Genomic DNA, 20,137 nt, shown 5'->3' on the forward strand with positions numbered 1-20,137 from the left:
TCGTTGGTTGAGGGAGATTGATATGGCGGCAGCAGCAGATTTGATTCCCCGTTTCAGACGTATGATCGCAGAACCCACTCAAGATGTATATTCGGATGTGGTCTTGATTGAAGTTATTGAAAGTCATCCTTCTCAGGATCCTTCCGGGGTTTTTCCGGAGTATGCTGATTGGGAACCTTCATTTGATCTAAATGCTGCTGCCGCTGAAATTTGGTCTGAAAAAGCGGCTGCCCTGGCATGTAATTTTGATTTCTCGGCGGATGGATCCAATTTCAGTCGCAGCCAGGCGTATCAACAAGCCATAGCGCAGGCAAGATATTTCAGCGCTCGCCGAAGTCCTTCCACAATTCGTCTTCAGATGGCCCCGCGACCTGAGGTAGAAGATGTTGACTGAAGAAGAGTTATCTCAGATTCAGATTGATATTAATGCAAGCTTTCCAGAAACCTGTGAAATTTACCATCAAGTTTTCATCTCTGATGGAGCAGGAGGGAAAAAGAGCGACTGGGCAATTACAGTGACTACGGGAGGGCGGATTGGTCCAGTAGGCAGAGACCCTGTTGAAAGAGTATTAGCGGAAAAGGTTTCCAATTCTCAGCCTTATGTCATCACGATGCCTGCTGGAACAGTGGTTTCTGAAACTGATCAGATCCATATTGGTGAAAGGATTTTTGAAGTGGTGGGCGTTATTCAGAGAAGCTTGGAGACAGCGAGACGCGTTATTTGTAAAGAGGTCAGATGAAACCAGGTTATCGAGTGGTTTACAACCGCTTTCCAAAGATCGCAGCCCAATTCCCGGTTGCAACTGAGGCGGTTGTAAAGAAGACCACCCAGGAGATTGAAAAAATCTCCAAAGAAAGCATGGAAGGCCCCAAAAGTGGTCGGCTCTACTCCCGCGGAAAAAAAACCCATCACGCTAGCGCGCCAGGGGAACCACCGGCTGTTGATAGCGGGAATCTGGCAAACTCAATTCAATCCGAGGTGTCAATGCAGGCCAATGGTCCAAGAGGAGTGGTGTTCACGAATACCGAGTATGCGGTGGGGCTGGAATTTGGAACACGGAAGATGGCAGCCCGTCCTTTCATGAAGCCAGCAGCTGACAGGATGCGACCGATATATTTATCTGCCTTGAAGAAAATCGAGGAATCATTGAAATGAGCACATTCTTAAATAGGGAGCAGGCTCAGAAACAAAATGAACACATTCTGGAAGAGCAAATTAGTGCTTTGAGCGCCGAAAATGCAGTTCTTCATGAAATGTTGGGCAATTATGCAGCGAAGGTAGCCAAGCTTGAATTCGAAATTCTTCTTTTACACTCCAGGGAAGAAGGTATAGATGGCGGAAATCAACCAGATTGAACGCTGGATTTTTGAAATTCTTTCAGCCGATTCAGCTCTGAGTCAGCTGAGTAAAGGAGTGTATGCTCACCCAGCTGATCAAAATGCTGAATACCCATTTGTATCGTTCCAGTACCAAGGCGGGTTTGATCTTAACGGTGTAGGTGCCAGACGAATTTATGTGAATGCTCTTTACCTGATAAGAGTCATTGGAAAGAATTGTGGAATTGAGGATCTCAAATTGGTGGCTGACCGCATTGATAGTCTTCTTACCACGCAGAATGAAGGAAGCATTGCCTGTTTACGAGAGCAACCATTTTCCATGGTTGAAGTAGAAGATGGAATCAGATACCCCCACTTGGGAGGTTTGTACCGGTTTTACCTAAGTTAAGGAGCCAAAGATGGCAGAACGATCTAGTATTTTTCAAACTGTGCAAATTGGTGTGGAAGCCAACCATGGTGTAGCCGTATCGGCGAACCGTAAGTTGCAGTCCGTTGGTCTTTCCACGGCGATGAAAACGGATATCAAGAAATTCAGGCCGGCTGGTAGTAAGTTTCCAACAATTACTGCGCTTGGAAAAGAATGGGTGGAACACAGTCTCAGCGGCCAATTAACATATACCGAGATTGTGTATCTCTTTGCTTCAATTTTCGGTCTTGATGCTGGTCAGCCAACAGATAATCTTGATGGATCTTTTACTTGGTTGTTTTCACCAAAAGCAAACCAGGCAGATAACTTTGTTACCTTTACGATTGAACAAGGTGGAAGTGTTCGGAGCCAGCGATCTACATACGGTTTGGTAAAAGACCTGACTTTGAATTTCAGCCGTGATGAAGCTACGGTTGAGGGTGGCACATTGGCTCAAGCGCTTGAAGACAATGTCATAATGACAGCAGCGCCTTCAGCTATTGACCTTGTACCTGTGCTGCCAACACATATTTGTATATACCTGTCAGATACATTTGCAGGTCTTGACGCGGCAGACCCACTTCAGCGTGTTCTATCCTGTTCTTATTCAATGTCAGATCGTTTTGGGGCGATTTGGCCAATGAATCGAAATTTGAATTCGTTTGGCGCTGTAGTTGAAACCGAACCAAAACCACAATTGAAGTTGAAAATGGAAGCCGATGCTGAAGGTATGGCTTTATTGAATACCATGCGAGGTGGTTCCACCAAATTTCTCCGGATTGAAGCGGTTGGAGATGAGATCGCTGCAGGTGTGCCTTATGAATTGGTTATTGATACCGCGGTGCAGGTGGAGGAACCTGGAGAATTTGAGGATGCTGATGGTCTTTATGCCATTGAATGGACGTTTACCGCGATTCAGGATAGTGCATGGAATAAAGCAACTCAGTTATCTGTGACCAATTCCATTTCAACTCTGTAGGAGAAACTATGAGTATTCGAATTTCTGATCTTGTCCAAGAAGAACGGACAATCACCATCATGGTCGGTGACGAAGAATTGAGTGTTACTTATAGGCCCAAGGCTTATACACCGCTTGTGGAAGATCAAATGCAATCTTTGATGGAAAGCAATCGGCCGGGAAATGGTCTTGCTCAGATGCTTTCTCACATCTTGATCAACTGGGATGTGGTAGATGAAAACAACAAGCCAATAGAGACCACCTTTGAAAATATAAGGAAATTTCCGGTTGCGCTATTGACTTTAATTACCCAGGAAATAAACAAAGACAATCGCGCCGGAGATGAAGACCGAAAAAACTCAGGCGGTGGCTCGCGTCGAGGGGCGAAATCGGACAGCGTCCGAACTGGTTCCTTCTGATGCGGGCTGCGCAAATCATGCATGTGCCACCATGGGAGTTGATGAAACAACCAACCTGTTTCATGGATTGGGCTTTGGAAATGAATGCGGCAATGATTGAGGCAGAGACTACAACAAGACCGAAAAATAAATAGTGAAGTAGTCTCTGCCTGATTTTAGGTGAAAGCATGGCGATTACCGTTGCAAAATTGTTAGTTGAAATTGGAGCCAACATAGATCAGGCTCTGACCGGCATGGAAAAAGCTGGACAGAGTTTACTGGATGTCGGCGCCAGAGCAAAGCGAGCAGGAGCAGAGCTTACGGCTACTTTCACTTTGCCCCTGGGAATTGCCGGGCGCCAGGCTCTCAACTTAACTGAAAATTATGACCGAGCCATGGGTGTGTTGCGGGAAACCAGTGGGGCAACCGCGGAAGAGATGGGATTACTCCAGCAGAAGGCTAAAGAGTTGGGGGCTGATCTGACTCTCCCGGGCACAAGTGCGGCTGATGCAGCAGAAGCAATGTTGGAATTGGCAAAAAGTGGTATGGCTATCAACAATGTGTTATCTGCTTCCAAAGGAGTACTACAGATGAGCGCTGCCGGCCAAATCAGCAATGCAAGAGCGGCAGAGATCACCAGCAATGCGTTGAATGCATTTCGCCTAGAAGGAAATCAGGCTGTAAAGGTTGCCGATTTACTAGCTGCAGGGGCTAATGCCAGTAGTGCTGAAATTGAAGATATGGCAGATGCTTTGCAGATGGCAAGCGCTGTGTACTCAGCAGCGGGTGTTCATATTGAAGATCTTACAACCTTGATTGCTGAAATGGCAAATGCTGGTATCAAAGGAAGTGATGCAGGGACCAGCCTGAAGCAAATGATGTTGAGCCTGCAAGCTCCTACAGCAAAAGCAGCAAATTTGATGAAAGATCTAGGGATCAATATTTATGATTCTCAAGGCAGTATGTTGCCCATGGAAAAGATAATTGGGCAATTTGCTACCAGCTTGTCTGGCCTTACACAAGAACAGCGCAATGCTGCGCTTGCTACGATATTTGGAAGTGATGCTGTTAGGGCTGCTAATGTGGTTTTGATGAGTGGTGCAGACGCCTTTATTACAATGCGATCAGCAGTATCCAAACAAGGCGCTGCTGCTAATCTGGCAGCGGCTCAAATGAATGGATTAAGTGGAGCTTTTGAGAACTTACGCAGTGCTGGCGAAACAGCAATGCTGGCAGCAATAGAGCCTTTTCGAGAAGATATCATCAACCTGACTGGTTCAATTACAGAAACAATTAATACTTTTAGTGAATTGGATGAATCTACTCAAAAGATTATTGTTGGGTTTTTGGCTGCTGCAGCTGCGGCTGGACCAATGTTAATCGTGTTTGGTCAAATGGCCAGTGGTGCAGGTTTCTTAATGACCACGTTGAGCAATTTACCTGGTTTATTATCTCAGGTGGTTTTTGGATTTCAAGCCATGGCAGTTGGAGCCGGTACAGTGGCTGAAGTGGCAACCATGAGCTTTGGGGGATTTGTAGCTGCTGCTCTACCGGCAATTGCTGCAATTGCAGCTGTTGGAATTGCTTACAAGAAATTGATTGCAGATGTAGTGGCGTCTGGAAAAGAGGCGACAGAATCTGCATGGTCAGATTTCTTCCAAAAACAAATTGATTCTGGAAAAAGTGCAGTTGAAATTGCCAATGAATACCGAGCTGCTCAACAGCGAGTTCAACAAACACTTGATGAAGCCAATCCAGTTGCACGGATGTTTATCAAAAACCAGGTTGGCCTTATTGACGCATCCAAACAGGCATCTGAGGCGATTTTACTCAGTTCTTCCTCATATACTGAGTATGCTTCAGCAATGAGTATGGCTGGCTTGGCCAATGAGCGTCTGGCTGAAAGTGAATGGAAGAAAGCTAGAGAGGTCGGTGCTTCAGCCCTGCAGATTGAGGCTGGGCTTGGACTGAATGAAGATTACCGCGCTATTGTTGAGGCTTTGGGTGAAACAACAAGGCAAACTACTGACCAATTCAGTGGATATAATGATGAGCTTGGTGAAGCTAATCAGAAAACCGGTGAATTGATTTCAGCTCAATTAAGTTTGCAGGAAGAATTGAAGAATGCTTCGGGTGCAGATTATGCCAGAATGGCCCTTGATTCGCTGAAAACGAAGATCGAAGAAACCGGGGATCCTACTGGTGCCCTTACAGTTAAATATCAAGAATTGGGAAAACAATTTGGCTTGATGAATGATGCTTCAATTGTGGCAGCAGATAACTGGGGCATTGTTAATGCTGCAATAGAAGGTGGAATCATTCCGATTGAAAAAGCAAGAGACGCCATTAATTATTTCCGGGCAGACGCCGCTGATGGCTCTATCGATATAGATGCATTCCTTCAAAAATTTGCAATATCTCCTGACCAGGTTCAACCATTTCTTGAAAGCATTGGTGGGCTTGAAACTGGCGTACAGAATATTACAACCAACCTGGCTTCTTTGGAATCTGAAGGGATTGGTCATGTCAACAATACTGGTAAGAGCTTTGAAGCGTTGGATACCACGATTCAAAATTCAGCCAACAATGTTCAAACTCAGTTTATTCAACCGGTCACACAGGACTTGAGCACATTGGCAACGAAGACAATGCCCGGATTGACAGAAAAAATTGCGGCTCACTTCGATTCAATTCGCGATGCAGCAGAAAAAGCAGCAGGAAAGGTTGGCGCTATCCATACTGCTGCAAAAAACCTGAAAGACTGGGCTGATAAAAATACAATTGATATCTTTGTCAATATTCACCAGTCAGGATCTATTCCTTCAATACCTCAACCATCAGGCGAAGCTATTGGCGGCTCAGTATTTGCGGGGCGTCCATACATTGTTGGCGAGCGAGGTCCAGAGCCCTTTTTCCCCGCAATCAATGGCCGAATTTTAAGCAATCAGGAAGCCAGAGAAGCCCTTGCAGGTGGTAGAAGTAGTGGAAATCAATATAACATCACAATTCAGGGTGGAGACGGGGAAGCAACCGCAGTTCATCTTGTGCGCGAATTGAAACGCCTGGAGGTTCTACATGCTTGATGTGGTCTGGATAGATCCTTCTGGTGGTTCTACCGATTTGCATAATTGTCAGGATCTATTTGTTCTTGAGGGATGCGCCGGCCTGGATATGCCTGAATTTAAATTTGTGACTGATGATTTCCCTACCTCAGATGGTGGTGAAGTCCGAATGGTGAAAGCGGCCGGTAGGGATGTTCAACTACATTTACTGGTGAAGTGTTCTAGTAGATCATTGCTAAGGGAGAAAATAAGAAGTCTTTCCAGAGTAATGAATCCCAAATTGGGAAATGGCCGGCTGCGAGTAACTTCTGCGGATGGTAAGCAAAGAGAACTAATTTGCCGCTATGTCCGTGGCCTTGAAGATGAAGATACAGGTTTTTCCTGGCGAGAAGTAGTATTGGTTTTTCGGGCTTGGAAACCTTTTTGGCAATCCGTAAATGAACGTGCGGCCACTTTCGTTTCAGGCGGTGCTGCCCCATTCTTTCCAATCTTTCCTTTAGTGTTATCAAATTCAGCAGTGTTTTCTTCACGCAGCTTGGAAAATCAGGGCGATACGGAGTGCTGGCCTGTGTGGACAGTGTATGGTCCAGGCGAAAATTTAAAAGTAGTTAACTTCACAACTAATCAGGAATTGGAAGTTGGTATCACGCTTAATCAAGAGGACACTTTAGAGATTGATACTCGACTGGGATACAAGGCAGTAAAAAAGGGTGATGGCAGTAATCAATTTTTTAGACTTAGCCCCGAGTCCGTTTTATGGCCGTTACAAAGAGGCGAAAACCAGGTGCAAATTGAATTGAGCAATACCAATGAGTCTAGCAAGGTGATAGTTCATTATGTTGAACGTTTCCTGGCTGCGTAGGTGATTATGGCTAATTATGAATTATTTGTTCTTGATAATACTGGTCAAAGAGTGGGGCAGATTGATGGTTTTACTCGATTAGATCTTGTTATTCGGTTTAATGATATTGGAAAGTTTTTGTTGACACTGCCGGCTGAAAGCGAATTCTCGAATCTCATCACATGGAAGGGCGGAATTGAAGTTCGAAGAAATGGAAGTCACCTGATAACAGGTCTAGTAAGACATTTTGAAAGAAATCAAGATGACTCAAGGAATGAGCTGATGGTAGGCGGGCCTGACGAAAATGCGTTTCTTTCAGACCGCATAGTCTATCCGGCACCAGATGGAAATTTTATAAGCCAGGCGCATGATTCTGCATCAGGTCCGCTGGAAACAGTTTTAAAACATTTTGTTACTAATAATCTTGGGCCAGGAGCGCTACCAACCCGCCAAATACTGAGCATCCAGGTGGATTTGGCGAGGGGGAATTATGTTGAAAGAAACGGACGGTTTCAGAATCTTCTTGAGCTATTACAGGAAACCGTTCTTCAAAGTGGTACAGAATTGGGTTTTCAGGTGAGAAATCGAGTTTTTGAAGTGTTTTTACCATCGGATAAACGAGGTGAGGTTGTCTTTTCACTTGGTCTTGGTACGATGCTTGAATTTGATTACACCCTTGAATCTGCGAAAGCTAATGCGGTCATTTGTGGTGCATCAGGTGAATTAACTTCTAGAATTGTGCGAGAGGTTTCTTGGAATCAGAGTGTTAATCAGTTTGGCAGAATAGAAAGTTTTCGAGATCGCCGAGATACGGATCAGGAAGATGAAATTCATCAAACATTAACTGAGGAACTTGTAAAAAACTCCGAACGATTTTCACTGCAATTTAGAGTTGCTGAATTAGAAGGATTGAAAGCGTTTGATCATTGGAATATTGGAGATCTAGTTACTGTGATGATTGATGGGCAACGGATTGAGCAGGCAATCCGGGAAATTCATGTCAAAGTAGATCAGAAAAATGGTGAAACAATCATTCCAGTAGTAGGTACACCTGGTATGGGCGCGGTCAATTTTATGAGTGGGCTTTTTGAACGGATGCGAGATATTCGCCGGCGAGTTGATCACCTGGAGGTGATAGTATGACTAAGCGTTTCTTCCCTTTTGATGGAGTGCCATTGTATGAATCTGACTGGTCCAGTATGGCGCGATATTGGCGAGATTCCGGGGTGATTTCTGGAGTCTTGAATGAACTTGAAGTTTATGCAGATAGCACAGGAATGCAGGTAAAAGTAAAATCAGGTCGAGCTTGGCTGCAGGGTCATTTTTTTGAATCCGATTCTGAAGAAGTCTTGTCAATTTCTTCAGCAGATCCAACTTTGACTCGAATTGATAGAGTTGTACTAAGGCTGGATTGGACTTTGAACAGCATTGATTTCCTGGTGCTTGAAGGTACTCCAGCCGCCAGCCCAACTGCTTCTGATTTGTCTCAAACTTCATCAATATGGGAAATTCCTTTAGCCAAAATCACTGTAAGTGGTGGAACAAACACCGTTAATTCAGGAGATATTATAGATGAACGTGTTCTGTCGAGGTCTGTGGAAGAAATCAAATCTGAACTAGAATCCATCAAGTATTTTGGGTTGACCGTGGCCTTGGGAGATGGGGTCTTGCCTGTTCCCATAAACTCTTATCTGGGCTGGGTAGAAATACCATTTTCTTGCACAATTCAGAGTGTTAGACTTTGGTCTGATGTAGCTGGATCAATCACAATTGATATTAGGAAGGCTTCCAGTTTGGGTGGATCATGGGCTTCTATTTGTGGTGGTTCAAAAGCGGTAATTTCGAGTTCTACCATTGCTACTCCAAATATTGCTGCATGGACAAAGTTACTGAATGCGGGTGATTGGATTTCATTCTTTCCTGAATCAGTTACTAATATTAAAAAACTAATGCTTTCAATTCGCGGGATTAAAAACTAATGGCAATTGATATTGTTCTTCTTGATACACGCTCATCAGGTACGACTGGCACATGGTCTTTGACTGTAAACGTACCGACAGGTAAGACGCCAGCTTGCCTTCTTCTATTTCTCTTTAACAAAAGTGGATTGGGTGCATTAAACTATGTAAGGATTGGAAGCGTCACACCGACCACAATCCATTATTACTCCGCGAATAATGTTGGGTTTGGTGTTTATGCCCGAAAAGACCTTACGCCGGGCGATTACCTGGTTGAAGTCAACGGAACTGGTGAAAATCGGGGTATCATTCTTGGCGTTTGGGAAACGATAGGATGGAATACAAATGCTGCTAGTCAATACACGAGCGTATTGCCTAACCCCGGAAACCTTTCTTTCAATCCGACTTTGGCTGCAGGACTTCTATTTCTAGAATTCTACAAACAAAACTCTGGCACCAACAACCTGGCAACTGCTAGCCAAACAGTTCTCTCTCACCTGACTGGTACCAGTTATGAAGGTGGTGCTGTGTATAAGAAAGGGGTGGGACCTTACACATGGACTACCTATGTTTATGAAGAATACCTTTTTGGACTCGAATTTCTTCCCGTGCCGGCCGGCAATTTTCAACCTATTTGGATTGTTTAGGAGATAAAAATGGCAAAACTATTAGGTTCTGAGTATGAAAAACTCAGCCAACTATCTCAGAATGGAGAATTCCTGGGCGTCATCAAAATTGCTTTGGTGAAAGCGGTTCGCGAAAAACTAACTTGGACCGTGAAGAGCGGTCAATTTCAGAGTGAAGAGCAGAAAACTCAACAGCAAATGTACGCAAAAGTCACACTTAATGATCTAGATAATCAGGCTCGGCGCTGGGCAAACGTATTGGCCTCCTGGGATGAATATATCAGCACGGTTGATTGTGAAGAGGATCTTGATGGAAGCCTGGCATTTTCCAATTTCAATGAAAATGGCGCCTTGGATTACACGATCAGAACTTCACTTTGGGGAGTGTTGAGTAATTTATAATCGCCAGTTATCTGCAGGAGATGCTCGCTGGTGAGCAGCTTTTACATCAAAGTCTGCAATTGCCAGGTAATGCTGGACCATTGAAAGTGAACTGTGTCCAAGCATTCTTTGAAGAGTGAAAATATCTCCAGAATTTCTTAAATACTGTATCGCAAACGTGTGCCTGAATCGATGCGGGTGCACGTTTTTTACACCTGCTCTCTTTCCAATATTCACCAAAAAATGGCGTATGGAGTTTTTATTCATAGGCACACCGGTTGAAGATAAGAAAACCGGGTCAGTTGGCTTTGCATCTTTTCGAGTAGAAAGATATTTCCAAACTGCTTTTAGAGATGAATTTCCAAGGAATACCACTCTGGATTTTGTTTTTCTACCAGTGCTGAAAGGTTTAACAAACACTTCTCCATTCTCAAGGTTGATGTCTTGAATACTTAGCCTCGCGAGCTCTGAAACTCTAAGGCCGGTATCGAGAAGCATAAGAATAATAGCTTGATCTCGTTGAGAAGTTGGCCGTGGCATTGTAAATTTCTTTCTGTTTTTTGTTACTGCCAGACTTGTGCGGCTGCAAGCATTTAATAATTTCCGGATCTCTCCTTCAGAAAACGGAGTGATTTCTGCAGGCTTATATTTTGGCCGGGCCAGGTCATTGTCTACTCTAGGAAGTTGCAGATCAGTATTCATCCAGCGATTGAATGTGCGAATTGCTTTCCAATGATTTTCGATTGTGGAGGGAGAAAGATTTTGATCCTGTAAACCTATCAGAAAGAATCTTAATTGATTGCGGTTCATTTCACCTAATTCAATATCCCCAATAGCTTTGACTAGATTATTCAAGCAGTATGAATAGAGCTCAACGGTTGAAATGGCATACCCTTCTGCACGCAAGAAGATCTCAAATCCCTTAATGGCTTTCGATAACTCCATTTTGACCTCCAATCTCAGACCCTTTTGGGGCTAAAATGTTATGGGTCTCTGGTAATAAGCGATTTTTTGAATCATAAAACCACAGACCTCTTACAGGCTTTTTCATTGACTGTAAGAGGTCTGTGGTCTTGTAAGGTCGGGGCGAGAGGATTCGAACCTCCGGCCTCTTGCACCCCATGCAAGCGCGCTAAACCGGACTGCGCCACGCCCCGACATATTCGTTTGAACGCTGGCTATTATAGCTTCATCCAGTGGATTTGACAACCCTTTTTGTTCATTTTATTTTCAGGTTGGTTGGGCGAGGGCGTAAAAGGTGGGCAGGTATAGCACGCGCCGGTTATTCTGTTCGGCAAGGCGGGCGGCGGTGAGCAGTTCATCCAGGCGGCGGGCGGGGAGAAGGGGCGCCAGATCCTGGCGCAAGACTTGCTCTTCGGTGGGGTCTATTGAGCTGGCGGCTGGGTGCTGCCACTCTCCACCGAGGATGCCGCTATGGATGGTTGTGAAACCGGCTTGCTGGAAAAGGGAGACAAGGCGGCGGCCGGTGAGCGGATCGGCGCCCTGGGCGCGCAGGGCGAGGGTTTGCAGGCGTCCCAGCTCGTCGAGAGGCGGCGGGTAGTCCACGCGCCCGCCGTAATCGGGTTCGGCGAAGGCCATTACCCAGCCGCCGGGGCGGGCAACGCGGCGCATTTCGCGCAGAGCGGCTTGCGGGTCGTCCAGCCAGAGCAGCAGGTAATGGCAGCAGACCAGGTCAAACGCAGCGCAGGCAAATGGAAGCTCGTATCCATCTGCCTGCACGTTGGCGATTGAAGCGTTGTGCTGGCCCGCGAGGCGCAGGAAAGGGCGGTTGAGATCCACGCCCACGCGCAGGGCGCCGGGCGGGAGAGGTAAATCGTTGAGCAGCGCGCCGGTTCCGCTGCCGACTTCTAAACAGCGCGGATTGGCAGGGAGAGAGACGCGCTGCAGTAGATAGCGGCGCAAGTCACGCGTCCAGACGGCTTGCCGGGTGAATCGCTGGTGCCAACCGTCCGGGGTTAAGGGTTCGTCAGGCGCGGGCATGCTGCCAGATGGTGCTCCACTCGTCGCGCAGCAGATTGCCCAGCACTTCGGGCTGGCCCTGCCCGCGCAGCACGTCGCCGTCGGGTTCCACGTAGAGGGCGCTCAGGCCATCTGCATCGGGAATGTCACCGGCTTCTTCCTGATCGAGGGCGACAGGGTTAAGGGAGGAGTATGGCACCGGCAGGTTCCAAACGAGGCTGATCTGCAGGTCGGCGGCGGTGATGGCGGCCTGGTCGAGGGCGGGTTTGAGCTGGATATTGGCGGCGGACAGCGAAAGCGATTGCACGCCCATGCTGGCCATCCGCTGCAAAATGGTGTTAACATCCTCCTGGTTTTTCTCGGTGATGGTGAGGTGAACGGTGGTGTGAATGTCCTCCGGCATCAGGTCGCGTAGGGCTTCCCAGGATTGTTCTTCTTCGGGCTGGAAGACGAGCATAATGTGGTCCAATCCACAATCGAGAAGCTCGTGCAGGTAGTCCGGGTTGGTAAGCCGCAGGCCGTCGGTCAGCAAGCCGGTAACCATCCCCAGTCCTTCCGCGTGGGTCAGGAGAGCGGCCAGATCGGGGCGCAGGGTTGGCTCGCCGCCGGTGAAGACCACGTGCGGGATACCGGCTGCCCAGGCTTTGTTGATAATCTGCTGCCACTCGTGCTCAACCAGTTCGCGGCGCACGCGTTCCAGGGGGGCAACGCTGCCGCTTTCGCCATCAGAGACCTGATAGGTGAGGGCGCAGTCCAGGCGATATGGAGCAAGGACCGCCGCGCTGAGCGGTTCTTTGCGGTCAAATCCGAGGAACCCAACCGGGTCTAGATCGGGGGTCTGAACGAGGATATCAAGGCGTTCTTTGAAATCCTGATAGTCTTGCAGCGCTTTGTCTTGCGGGACATTGTAGCGGCGCGCCATCTGGCTGGCAATGACCTGTTCGGGCATGTCTTTAACCAGGTAGTAGGCATATTCGGCGGCGGTGTGATTGAGATGCAAGACGATGCTGGCATTTACAATCAGGATGCCGCTGCCGTTTTCTTCCAGGCGCAGGTGAAGGCGGTACTGCTGCGGGGCTTCGGGCGGGGTCTGGTAAGGATACATGCCAGCGGGCAGGGGCTTGACCGGTTTGAAAAACCGGTTTAAGAAGGATTGGAGTGCGTTCATAATCGGATCTCCGTTTCTTCATGAAGGAGTGGATTAATGGCTACCGGTGGCTTGGTTTCGCCCGCGCTGCGCGCCAGCGGACAGCCACCGCCGCATTCGTGTTCAAACAGGCAGGCTTTGCAGGCAGCGGGAAGGTTGCGCCGCTCGCGCAGGCTGAGGGCTAATGGATGATTCCAGATGGCGTCCCACTCATCGCTCTGGATGTTGCCGAGGGACTGATAATAAGACTGGCAAGGCAAGACACTGCCGTCAGGCTCGATGCACATGTTGTAGAGGGCGGCTGTGCAGCCTTTGATGCCCAATTCCATTTGCTCGGGATCAAAGTTGCAGTACTGGGTGGGGGTGTACCAGATGAGGCGCTGGTGATTGGCATCGGTCATTTGGCGCGCGACGGTCAGCAGGGCAGGCAGGCGGCTTTCCGGCAGACCGGTGCCGACCTTGCTGCCTCGGCCGGAGTAAATGAGGGCATTGAGGCCGACGGTAGGCACGCCGAGGCGGGCCAGGAATTGCAGTGTGCCTTCCAGATGCTCAACATTATCGGTAAGCATGGTGGTATTGGTCATCACAAACAATCCGCTTTGCAGGGCTTTTTCCAGGCCAGCGAGGGTTTCTTTCCAGGCGCCAGGGTGGTTGACCATGCGGTCGTGAATTTCTGGAACATGCGACTCAAAAGTGATTTGAATATGATCCAGGCCAGCGTCGCGGAGCTGGTCTACATAGCCTTCACGCGCCAGGCGGCGGCCATTGGTGTTGATGCCGGTAATCTGACCGTTGGATTCGGCATGCGCGATGAGCTGCGGCAGGTCTTCGCGCAAGGTGGGCTCGCCGCCGGTGAAGACGATGTGCGGAATAGATAGCTGCCAAAGGCGGTCAAGGATGGCGTACCATTGTTCGGTGCCCAGTTCGGGAAAATTGCGGGAGCGGGCGTTATAACAGTGGGCGCAGTCATTATTGCAGCGGTAGGTGACGGCCAGGTCCATGCGGTAGGGTGCCGAAGGCTGGCTGGAAAAGGGAACGTTGGTTTCCAGTTCCATCTCGCAAACCGGGCAAGGACCCATTGGGTCAATCAGATCGCGCAGTTGGTCTGAAATGGCTTTAAAGTCCGCGATGGCCTGATAGGATGGCACATCGTAATAGCGCGAGAGCGCAGAGGCAGCTTTGGTCGCGGGAGTATGGTGAAGATAGAGAAAGGCCAGGTAAGCGGCGGTTGGGTTGAGATGGAGAACGCGGCTGGCGTTGATCAACAGCAGGGCGTGGCCGTCTGCTTCCACGCGCAAATGGACGCGGGTCTTTTCGCCTTCGTCCTGGATGAGGAAGTGATATAAACCAGCGCGGGGCGGCGCAGGAGCCGCCCCGCGATTAAGCCATTCTGAAAATTGGGTAAAAATACTACTCATGCTTTCTTCCCAACCGGTTTAGCGGCCGCCGCCGGCGCAGGCACAGGCACACCCGGCACAGGCACAGGCGCACGCGCAGCCGCCTCCCCCTCCGCCACCTCCACCACGGTAACTGGAACCGGCGGGGGCTTTGGGAACGGGGTTGGTCACGTTGGTTACTCCGCTGGTAAAGGAGGTAACATCGCCGATCACGCCCGCGGAGAAAGCGGAAACGCTGGAGGCAATGGATGCAGCAAAATCAGAGCCAGGCAGGTGCGGCAAAGAAACGGACTTGCCGCCAGAGGAGGGCATTCCGCCGGTAGAAGCGCGCGACAAGCCGCCAGTTACTCCGCCGCCGCTGGACGCGATGCTGCGGCCAATGGCCGGGTCGAGGCGGCCCCACCACATCGGCACATACACAGGCTGGGTGAAAGTGCGGCGCGCGCGTTCGTCGTACTGACGGTCAAGCATGGTCCAGTCCATGTACTTTTCGTATTGCTCCATTTGCACGTCGGGGGTATCGGCCTGTTCCACCTGCTGCCAGGCTTGCTCCATGATTTTCTCGTAATATTCTACGGTTTCTTTGCGGCTGAAGCCTTTCATTTTGGTGGTTACTTCTTTAACCAGCGCCACCATCATTTTTTGCAGGGCGGTGCGACGCTCAGCTTTCTTCAGTTTGAAGGCTTCCAAGAAGTCCGTTTCGTACGCGCGCAAATCCGCTGGCAGGGTTTCTTCCACGCTGATTTCAAGCGGTTCTTTGTTGGTAACGGTAGCGGCATTCTTGCGGACAACCGCAAAGAGAATCAGGGTGAGAACTTTGTCAATGGGTTGTTCCATCAGAACAGCGGCTTCCACCGGGGTAAGGCCGCGTTTGACACCGTGGCCTTCAATCGAAATTTTGGGTGGCAGGTATTTTAATTTGCGTTTCTTCGCGCCCCAAATGGATTGGTAAATTCCGAGTCCGAAGATGGCGGCAAAGACGCCAAAGAATCCGCAGCAGATCAGCCCTTCAGGGTCAAAGGTGCTGCCAACGGCTCGCGAGATCTCGGAAGGCGGCTGCTGGACTGTGCCTGTGGCGACCAGGCGGGCCGGGAACGCGGCGCCGAAAATGTATTGCGTGTAGCTGTTGGCTGAGGCGGTCTGCCAGTGATAAAAGACGCGCCCATTGCTATCGATGCCGGAAGCTGGGGCCTCATCGCCGGGCCAGTTGCGCGGCGTGATGTAGCGCGGCTCTTCGGTGGTCAGCCCAGGCGGCAGGATGATGGTGAAAGCCAGGTCGGTGGTGCCGGTAACGGTATCGCGATCGTAGTAATGGGGCGCAAACTCTACGCTGGCGTAGGGTTCGGCTTCTTCCTGCGAGGCGTTGAAAATAACGCCGTTGATTTCGGGCAGGAAGAAGTGAAAAGTGCCGCGCTGGCCGGGTTGGATGGCATTGCTGCCTAACCCAAAGGCAATCCCATTACGCACATAGGGCGAAGAGGTGATATCGGTAATGGTTTTACCGTCCACTTCAGCAGTGATGCTGCCCAGGTTGTAATTTGTATTGGGCATTCCAATGTCAACGTAGTCGATGGGATCGGCGGAAGGTTCGTTGTAAAAGACAAGGGTATATTCAACCGAGGCCGTGCCGTCTGGATTGATGAAAAGGTTAATGTCGGACTTCTCGATTCGGAAGTAATAGGTTTGCGCCGAGGCCGGCACAAAGCTCACCGCCAGCAGCACAAACACGCAGAACAGCAGGAATACACGTCTGGTCATCTCAAGGCTCTCCGATCTACAAATTTACCACTTGGGTTCTTCGGTCAACTGGTAAGAGGTATGGCAGTATGGGCAGGTCACCATTGGGGCTCCGGCGACCATTTTAATGTCATTGGCGGTGAGGGTGCCACCGCAGGATTTGCACTTAATCGTATCCATGTTTACACTGCCGGGCAGGTCAATCTGGTAGGTAACGTTTTGGGCCGCGCCGGAATCGCTGGCGGGGGCATGGATGCGCGTGGCAAAAAAGATGATCCCAAAACTGGCTGCCAAAAGGACAATGCCGGTAATGATCCAGCTGCTTTGGCCCTGAGGGCTGAAGGCGCCGAGAATGAAGATCACGCCAAAAAGGATTAAGATGGCAGCGATCACAAACGCAATAATTTTGATAGCTTTCATAAGTCCTCCTGACTACAGATTAGTTTAACACGAATGGGTAACGCGCTTCAAGAAGGGTGGAGGAGACCGCCAGTCTATATCTATCTACGCAAAAATGATCAATCTGTTTCGAGAAATTTGAAAAAATGGTCCTATCAATGGGAGAAAATCCTTTAGAATAGATATATCCAGAATGATTGTATCATCTTTGAAAATCGAAGTGTGATCCTTTATTCATCAAGAGGGCAAAATGGGCTCTATGGAAGAACATAATCAGATGACTGAATACCAGGAATTGCGCGAGCAGATTCAATACCATAATTACCGTTATAACGTGCTGGACGACCCGGTGATCAGCGATGGAGAATATGACCGCCTTTTCGCGCGATTGAAGGCGATTGAAGCGGAGCACCCGGAATGGGTAACCTCCGATTCGCCCACGCAGCGGGTGGGTGGCGCGGCGACAGGGAAATTTGCCAAGGTGCGCCACCCGGCGCCGATTTTAAGCCTGAGCAACGCCTTCAACCTGGCGGACGTGCGCGCATGGTACGACCGCCTGGTGAAGCTGGATGAGCGTGTGAAAAGGGCCGATTTTGTGGTGGAGCCTAAATTTGATGGTCTGACGGTTGTGCTGCATTATGAAAACGGACTCTTTACGCAGGGGGCAACCCGCGGCGACGGCGAAGTGGGCGAAGATGTAACTGCCAATCTGAAAACCCTTTTGACCCTGCCGTTACGCATCCCGGTGAAGAAAGGCGCGGCAGAGGTTCCGCCGCGGCTGACGGTGCGGGGCGAAGTGCTGATATTTATTGCTGATTTTGAGGAATTAAACCAGCGGCTGCAAAAGACGGGTGAAAAGACGTATGTCAATCCGCGTAACACGGCAGCGGGTTCATTACGGCAGTTGGATCCGAAGATTACGGCCACACGCCCGCTGAAGATGTTCACCTACGCAATTGTGGATGCCGATGGGTGGACGCCACAAACTCAATGGGAGTCACTGGCGTATCTGAAGGCGTGCGGCTTCCCGGTGAGTGAGTATGTGTATCACTGCGCTAATCTGGATGAACTGCTCACCTGCTGCGAAGCCATGCAGAGCAAGCGGGATGAATTTCCGTTTGAAGTGGACGGTGTGGTGATTAAGATCAATGACCAAAAACTGGCCGCTGATTTGGGCTATGTGGGCAAAGACCCACGCGGGGCGATTGCGCTGAAATACCCGGCCAGAGAAGTAACCACGATTCTGGAAGGGATCGGGGTCAACGTTGGCCGCACCGGGGTGTTGACCCCGTACGCGATGCTGCAGCCGGTGGAAGTGGGCGGCGTGATTGTGAAACAAGCTACCCTGCACAATTTTGATTTTATTGAAGAGAAAGACATTCGCGTGGGCGACCGGGTGCTGATCAAGCGCGCCGGCGATGTGATTCCTTATGTGATTGGCCCGGTGGTGGACGCGCGCAGCGGGAAGGAAACCCCGTACGCGCCGCCGCAGAACTGCCCGGCGTGCGGCGAGACCGTGGAACACATCGAAGGCGAGGTAGCCTGGTACTGTGTCAATTCGGCCTGCCCGGCGCAGTTGATTCGTAATGTGGAGCATTTTGTCTCACGCGGGGCAATGGACATGGTAGGCCTGGGAATCAAAATTGTGGAGCAATTGGTAGAAGCGGGTCTGGTGAAAGATGTAGCTGACCTGTATGGGTTAACCAAAGAGCAGTTGCTGGGTCTGGAGGGGTTCGCGGATAAGAAGGCTGAGAATCTACTGGCTTCGATTGATGCCTCGCGGCAGCGCCCGCTGGCTCGGCTGATCACCGCTCTAGGCATTCGAGGGATCGGCGAAGTGGGCGCGGGCGACCTGGCGAAAAAGTACGCGGATTTGGATGCACTGAGCCAGGCCGGCAGCGCGGAACTGCAAACCATTGAAGGCATTGGACCCAACATTGCTGAAGCGATTGTAGATTGGTTTGAGCAGCCAGCCAACCGGGCTCTGGTCAAGAAACTGAAAGCGTATGGGGTTTGGCCAAGCGGGGCGCCCGCGACTTCCGCTGGTGGGGCTGGCCAGGCGCTGCTGGGCTTGAGTTTTGTCATCACCGGTACCCTGCCCAGCTACAGCCGCGATGAAGCCAAAGAGCTGATCCAGGCGGCGGGTGGCAAGGTGGTTGGCAGCGTCAGCAAGAACACCGATTATCTGTTGTGTGGAGAAGCGGCCGGTTCCAAGCTGGAAAAGGCGCAGCAGTTGGGGATTAAGATCATTGACGAAGCGGGCCTGCTCCGCCTGATTGGCGCGGCGGGAGCCAACCAGAAAGAATGAAGGGTATGAAATCGATCCGGTTAAAAGAGCAAAAAGAAAAGACGGTTCTGCAGGGGCATCCGTGGATTTTTTCCGGGGCGATTGCCGAGATGAAAGGATCGCCGGGGATGGGTGAGACGGTGGGCGTGCTGTCTTCCGCTGGAAAATGGCTGGGCAGCGCGGCGTTCAGCCCTTCTTCAAAAATTCAGGCGCGGATGTGGACGCGGGATGAGAATGAACCGGTGGATGCCAGCTTTTTTGCCCGGCGCATCGCCGCCGCGATTCAGGCGCGAAAGGACCTGGGCCTGCTGGATGCCAGCAACAACGCCGTGCGCCTGGTGCATGCTGAATCGGATGGGCTGCCGGGGGTGATTGTTGACCAGTACGCGGATGTGGTGGTGGTCCAGCTGCTTTCGGCCGGCGCGGAAGCCTGGCGGCAGGTGATTGCCGATCAACTGCTGCAGGCCAGCGGGGCCAAAAGTGTTTACGAGCGCTCGGACGTGGATGTGCGCAAGCTGGAAGCGCTGCCCGCGCGCACGGGTCTGCTGGCGGGTGAGCCGGTCGCCGACGAGATTGAGGTGGTGGAAAGTGGGTTGAGGTTTCTGGTTGATGTGAAAAGGGGCCAGAAGACCGGCTTTTACCTTGATCAGCGGCAAAACCGCCAACGCCTGGGTGAAATGGCCAGAGGAAAACGGGTTTTGAATTGTTTTTGCTACACGGGCGGCTTCAGCATGTATGCCGCCAAAGGTGGGGCAGCACAGGTGATTTCGGTTGACTCATCGGCTGAGGCGCTGGAAACTGCGCGGCGCAACGCGGACTTGAACGGGCTGCTGGCTGATTCTATGGCTTGGGTGGAGCAGGACGTCTTTACCTATCTGCGCGGACAGCGCGACCGGAACGAGCGATATGATTTGATCATCCTTGACCCCCCCAAGTTTGCGCCAACGGCCGCCCAGGCTCAGCAAGCCGCGCGCGGCTATAAGGACATCAATCTGCTGGCGTTTAAGCTGTTGAATCCCGGTGGGTTGTTGTTCACCTATTCCTGTTCGGGAGGGATTTCAGCCGATTTATTTCAGAAGATTGTAGCGGGGGCGGCAGCCGATGCTGGCGCGCGAGCCAGGATTATCGGTACGATGACACAGGGGCCAGACCACCCGGTGGCGCTGGTTTTTCCGGAATCGGCGTATTTGAAGGGTTTGATCTGTCAGATGCTCTAACGGAT

The 20,137-nt window shown here is 50.3% G+C and carries 21 protein-coding genes and 1 tRNA gene; 15 read left to right on the forward strand and 7 right to left on the reverse strand.

Going from position 1 to position 20,137, the window contains the following annotated elements; translation table 11 throughout:
• Positions 1-22: 22 nt before the first annotated feature.
• From ADN00_RS19125 to ADN00_RS19180, 13 genes are all read left to right on the forward strand, one after another.
• Positions 23-394, forward strand: coding sequence for a hypothetical protein (locus tag ADN00_RS19125; RefSeq protein WP_075064601.1), 372 nt, complete (start codon positions 23-25; stop codon positions 392-394).
• The gene (locus tag ADN00_RS19130; protein ID WP_075064602.1) at positions 384-740 is read left to right on the forward strand and encodes a phage head completion protein; all 357 of its coding nucleotides are present in this window, start codon (positions 384-386) and stop codon (positions 738-740) included. The genes ADN00_RS19125 and ADN00_RS19130 overlap by 11 nt, the downstream gene beginning before the upstream one ends.
• A complete protein-coding gene (locus ADN00_RS19135; protein WP_075064603.1) occupies positions 737-1,156 on the forward strand; it encodes an HK97-gp10 family putative phage morphogenesis protein in 420 nt (139 codons plus the stop codon). The genes ADN00_RS19130 and ADN00_RS19135 overlap by 4 nt, the downstream gene beginning before the upstream one ends.
• Positions 1,153-1,356, forward strand: coding sequence for a hypothetical protein (locus ADN00_RS19140; RefSeq protein ID WP_075064604.1), 204 nt, complete (start codon positions 1,153-1,155; stop codon positions 1,354-1,356). Before ADN00_RS19135 ends, ADN00_RS19140 begins: the two co-directional genes overlap by 4 nt.
• Positions 1,334-1,726: a hypothetical protein gene (locus tag ADN00_RS19145; protein ID WP_075064605.1), complete on the forward strand. Its 393-nt coding sequence runs from the start codon at positions 1,334-1,336 to the stop codon at positions 1,724-1,726. The genes ADN00_RS19140 and ADN00_RS19145 overlap by 23 nt, the downstream gene beginning before the upstream one ends.
• 10 nt (positions 1,727-1,736) lie before the next feature.
• Entirely contained in the window at positions 1,737-2,723 is a 987-nt protein-coding gene (locus ADN00_RS19150; RefSeq protein WP_075064606.1) for a hypothetical protein, read from the forward strand.
• Between the two features lie 8 nt (positions 2,724-2,731).
• Positions 2,732-3,121, forward strand: a complete 390-nt coding sequence (locus ADN00_RS19155) for a hypothetical protein (RefSeq protein ID WP_075064607.1) — start codon at positions 2,732-2,734, stop codon at positions 3,119-3,121.
• A gap of 167 nt (positions 3,122-3,288) precedes the next feature.
• Positions 3,289-6,183, forward strand: a complete 2,895-nt coding sequence (locus tag ADN00_RS19160) for a phage tail tape measure protein (protein WP_075064608.1) — start codon at positions 3,289-3,291, stop codon at positions 6,181-6,183.
• Positions 6,176-7,024, forward strand: a complete 849-nt coding sequence (locus ADN00_RS19165) for a phage distal tail protein (RefSeq protein WP_075064609.1) — start codon at positions 6,176-6,178, stop codon at positions 7,022-7,024. Before ADN00_RS19160 ends, ADN00_RS19165 begins: the two co-directional genes overlap by 8 nt.
• A gap of 6 nt (positions 7,025-7,030) precedes the next feature.
• Positions 7,031-8,146 (forward strand): Gp37-like protein, encoded by a 1,116-nt coding sequence (locus ADN00_RS19170; protein WP_075064610.1) that lies wholly within the window; start codon positions 7,031-7,033, stop codon positions 8,144-8,146.
• Complete coding sequence (locus tag ADN00_RS19920) at positions 8,143-8,982, forward strand: hypothetical protein (protein ID WP_152966428.1); 840 nt, start codon at positions 8,143-8,145, stop codon at positions 8,980-8,982. The genes ADN00_RS19170 and ADN00_RS19920 overlap by 4 nt, the downstream gene beginning before the upstream one ends.
• Positions 8,982-9,608 (forward strand): hypothetical protein, encoded by a 627-nt coding sequence (locus tag ADN00_RS19925; RefSeq protein WP_152966429.1) that lies wholly within the window; start codon positions 8,982-8,984, stop codon positions 9,606-9,608. Before ADN00_RS19920 ends, ADN00_RS19925 begins: the two co-directional genes overlap by 1 nt.
• 9 nt (positions 9,609-9,617) lie before the next feature.
• Positions 9,618-9,989, forward strand: a complete 372-nt coding sequence (locus ADN00_RS19180; RefSeq protein ID WP_075064612.1) for a hypothetical protein — start codon at positions 9,618-9,620, stop codon at positions 9,987-9,989.
• On the opposite strand, the gene ADN00_RS19185 is transcribed toward ADN00_RS19180, so the two are convergent.
• The 7 genes from ADN00_RS19185 to ADN00_RS19215 all read right to left on the reverse strand — a co-directional run bounded on the left by ADN00_RS19185 (position 9,984) and on the right by ADN00_RS19215 (position 16,649).
• On the reverse strand, positions 9,984-10,913 hold the full coding sequence (locus ADN00_RS19185; protein ID WP_075064613.1) for a tyrosine-type recombinase/integrase: 930 nt from the start codon (positions 10,911-10,913) through the stop codon (positions 9,984-9,986). The two genes, ADN00_RS19180 and ADN00_RS19185, sit on opposite strands and share 6 nt — an antisense overlap.
• Before the next feature lie 136 nt (positions 10,914-11,049).
• Positions 11,050-11,125: transfer RNA gene (locus ADN00_RS19190), tRNA-Pro, on the reverse strand.
• Between the two features lie 73 nt (positions 11,126-11,198).
• Positions 11,199-11,969: a class I SAM-dependent methyltransferase gene (locus ADN00_RS19195; RefSeq protein ID WP_075064614.1), complete on the reverse strand. Its 771-nt coding sequence runs from the start codon at positions 11,967-11,969 to the stop codon at positions 11,199-11,201.
• Entirely contained in the window at positions 11,956-13,116 is a 1,161-nt protein-coding gene (locus tag ADN00_RS19200; RefSeq protein WP_075064615.1) for a radical SAM protein, read from the reverse strand. The genes ADN00_RS19195 and ADN00_RS19200 overlap by 14 nt, the downstream gene beginning before the upstream one ends.
• Positions 13,113-14,513, reverse strand: coding sequence for a radical SAM/SPASM domain-containing protein (locus ADN00_RS19205; protein ID WP_075064616.1), 1,401 nt, complete (start codon positions 14,511-14,513; stop codon positions 13,113-13,115). Before ADN00_RS19205 ends, ADN00_RS19200 begins: the two co-directional genes overlap by 4 nt.
• Before the next feature lie 18 nt (positions 14,514-14,531).
• A complete protein-coding gene (locus ADN00_RS20200) occupies positions 14,532-16,250 on the reverse strand; it encodes a hypothetical protein (RefSeq protein WP_075064617.1) in 1,719 nt (572 codons plus the stop codon).
• 24 nt (positions 16,251-16,274) lie between these two features.
• The gene (locus ADN00_RS19215; RefSeq protein ID WP_075064618.1) at positions 16,275-16,649 is read right to left on the reverse strand and encodes a hypothetical protein; all 375 of its coding nucleotides are present in this window, start codon (positions 16,647-16,649) and stop codon (positions 16,275-16,277) included.
• A gap of 238 nt (positions 16,650-16,887) precedes the next feature.
• Between ADN00_RS19215 and ligA the strand changes: the two genes are divergently transcribed.
• Positions 16,888-18,936 (forward strand): NAD-dependent DNA ligase LigA, encoded by a 2,049-nt coding sequence (ligA, locus tag ADN00_RS19220; protein ID WP_075064670.1) that lies wholly within the window; start codon positions 16,888-16,890, stop codon positions 18,934-18,936.
• Between the two features lie 5 nt (positions 18,937-18,941).
• Positions 18,942-20,132: a class I SAM-dependent rRNA methyltransferase gene (locus ADN00_RS19225; protein WP_075064619.1), complete on the forward strand. Its 1,191-nt coding sequence runs from the start codon at positions 18,942-18,944 to the stop codon at positions 20,130-20,132.
• Positions 20,133-20,137 lie beyond the last annotated feature (5 nt).

Source organism: Ornatilinea apprima, from assembly GCF_001306115.1.
In the GTDB taxonomy this organism is placed as follows: domain Bacteria; phylum Chloroflexota; class Anaerolineae; order Anaerolineales; family Anaerolineaceae; genus Ornatilinea; species Ornatilinea apprima.